Source organism: Microbulbifer okhotskensis, assembly GCF_023895975.1.
Taxonomy (GTDB): Bacteria; Pseudomonadota; Gammaproteobacteria; order Pseudomonadales; family Cellvibrionaceae; genus Microbulbifer; species Microbulbifer okhotskensis.
The window spans coordinates 1-2,726 of the sequence record NZ_JALBWM010000229.1; the positions used below are offsets into that span (position 1 = coordinate 1).

3 protein-coding genes are annotated in these 2,726 nt (G+C 42.9%); 2 read left to right on the forward strand and 1 reads right to left on the reverse strand.

Annotated features, from left to right (window positions below; genetic code table 11):
- Window positions 1–31: 31 nt before the first annotated feature.
- Both lepB and MO867_RS21455 read left to right on the forward strand, forming a co-directional pair.
- Window positions 32–571 carry a signal peptidase I gene (gene lepB, locus MO867_RS21450; RefSeq protein ID WP_252472936.1) on the forward strand — a complete coding sequence of 180 codons (540 nt, stop codon included), beginning with the start codon at window positions 32–34 and terminating at the stop codon, window positions 569–571.
- A gap of 8 nt (window positions 572–579) precedes the next feature.
- On the forward strand, window positions 580–1,038 hold the full coding sequence (locus MO867_RS21455; RefSeq protein WP_252472939.1) for a hypothetical protein: 459 nt from the start codon (window positions 580–582) through the stop codon (window positions 1,036–1,038).
- Window positions 1,039–1,265: 227 nt separating this feature from the next.
- Here MO867_RS21455 and MO867_RS21460 read toward each other — a convergent pair whose 3' ends face one another.
- Window positions 1,266–2,552 (reverse strand): tyrosine-type recombinase/integrase, encoded by a 1,287-nt coding sequence (locus MO867_RS21460; RefSeq protein WP_252472941.1) that lies wholly within the window; start codon window positions 2,550–2,552, stop codon window positions 1,266–1,268.
- Window positions 2,553–2,726: the final 174 nt, after the last annotated feature.

Genomic DNA, 2,726 nt, shown 5'->3' on the forward strand with positions numbered 1-2,726 from the left:
AGCAGTACAGTGACTATGGGGCTATAGCTGTATGAAACTGTCCGAAGTGTTGTGGATGAATACCTTGTTTTATGAGATTGTCTCATTTTCCATGCAGCCAACCCTAAGATCAGGAGACTTGGTTGTTTGCTCAAAGTTTTCACTGAAAATAAAACGCGGAGACATTATCGTATTCAGAGAATCAGGTGGATCCTATACGAAAATAAAACGAGTAGTGGCGATTCCTGGTGATGATATCACTTATAGAGGAAAGACATTGATCGTTAATAGTATGCTTATTGAGAAGCGGTACATTTCAGATCTGGGCCCCTATGATGTAAGTGATGTGGGCTATACCCAGTCGCTTTTTGGAAAAGCATTTAGTATAAACGAGTCATATTTTGGAACCTATCATAAGGTTAGCAAAAGCGATATTGGTGGCTACTTTCTTCTTGGTGACAATCGTGATCATTCAACAGACAGTAGGCACTTTGGTCTGATGCCTAAATCATCTTTTCTCTGTAAAGCAAAATTGGTGTATAGGGAATCAGAGCATACTAAAAGTTCTCTTCCAAGACTAAAATGGTTATAGGAGTAGGTGTGCGAATTATTAATACGGTTGTATCTGTCTTTTGGAGCCTGATTGCTGGTGTGTGTTATGCAACTACACTAATTTCTGAAGGGTTTAGTTCTTCAACCCCGAACATGGCTGCTGGGGTTCATTACCGAGCGTTCACAACTACGATGAGGGAAGCTATGTGCGAGAGCGGCGACTTGGCAACTTCATTAAAAGTGGTTCCTGAAGCCATTATTCTTCAAAAAGGTGATCTATGGCATCCACAATCATTGGTTATAAGAGCTTACAATAAAAACGGGGATTATATTCCATCAGTGCCAGTCACTATATCTGTTGATGAAACTGAAGCTATTAAAGTGAACGTTTCAGAAAACTGGATACAGGCAATAAGTGCAGGATCATCTAGCTTAGTTGTTGGTCCGGCTTGTAAAAATAGAAGCCAAGTAAAACTCAAAACAATAGTTCCTATAATAGTAAAGTAGCAGCAGAGCTTCCTCCCACGACTTCAGCGCAGTGAGTCCCTCCCTGGTTTCAGATAGGACATAGTTTTTGGGTAGGATAACTTCCTGAGTTAACATAGCGATTGTTTGGGATCATAGTCCTGAGTTATGTTTACAAAATTAAATTGAATAGGGGGGGGGTAATTCTTCAACTTTTTGCCTTTCTAGGTGCAACTAGAGTAGTCCCATAATTAATACCCCACCTGTTTTCAAACTCGCCTCGCTCGCCCAGAAGCTGCCCGCTCTTTATCATCTGCATGGACGTATTCCTTATCAGTAGTACCCAGCTTTCCATGTCCAAGGTCTGCGGATAGATCTTTGAGAGCTCTATTTTCTACATCCATGGAAGCACCGGTGTGGCGAAGCCAATGGGTAGAAGTGGCCAAGAGAACCTTTGCATCATCTTCAAAGCCATCTAGAGTCATCTTTTCACTAGCTAGATCGAATGCCTCTTGAGCCAGTAGCGAAATGGTTCGTGCTCGCAACCCCGGGTTATGTTTTCGAACTGGGTGGAGTAGGGGGGAGGACTCGCCAACCGCTGGTAGTCCGTCGAGGCCCCGACTTAGACGATACCTCCGTAAGTAGTCTAAAAAATCAACTGGTACGCTAACCTTTCTCTTTTTATTGCCTTTACCAAACACAGTTAGCCACCAGTCATCTTCTTCCCTATAAAAATCTCCCATTTTTGGGGCCCAGTTGAAGCGACATGACAATTCACTAACACGCAAATATAAGCTCTTCATGCTAGCAATTATAAAAAGGTGACGCTCCCAAGCCGAGTCTTCATTTGCTTTGGCCCGTGTACACTCCAGGACATACTCCCACTGTAGTGCCGATAGACGTTTCACTGCATCGTTTGATACATCAATAATTAGATGGGGAGAGGCCTTTTTGACGGCCGAAATCACATTCCCAAAAGCATAGTCTTCTTCAACCAAGTGGTTGTAGAGCACACTCAGGTTCGAGAAAACTTCTCTTAGAGATTTCTGAGCTAGCGCATAATCGCCAGCATCAGGCTTAATATCTGAAACAGAGGCACTTCTAAGAAACTCTTTGCGTTCCGCTTTACTAAGCTTCACTACAAATGGCCGCCAATCCTTATTAGGTACTTTTTGACCATTGTTTATTGAGAATCTGCGGCATACCCGTGTTCCAATCCAGCTTCTTGGTGGGTCAACCACAAAATCAACGTAGGCTTCAATGTCTCGCTTTTTCATTATGGCAATGGATTTACCGTGTATGCACCAAGCCCACAACAAAAAACGTTCAGACTCACTCCGGAATGCATTGTAAGTCGCTTCCGAGCGTCGACATTTACTCCAGAGAAAATCCTTTACCTGCTGGTAATCTGAGATGGTCTCAGACACAGTATTTGTCATGGAGTGTACGAAGTTTTTAACTACGGGAGCATCAGCTGAGAATAATTCTCCTCGACCAAGAGCGTAGAATGAACGGTAGGAGTCAAATAGTGGTGTCGCATCAAAACGCAGTGACATAGAGGGCCTGGTTATCGGAAATCAAGTAGATTATGGAGATCTTATGGGGAGAAACCATACCACACCCTTATTTCCAATAGTAGACACTATTGGAAATAAGGGTCATACTTCTAGCTATCAGCTATCAGCTATCAGCTATCAGCTATCAGCTATCAGCTATCAGCTATCAGCTAT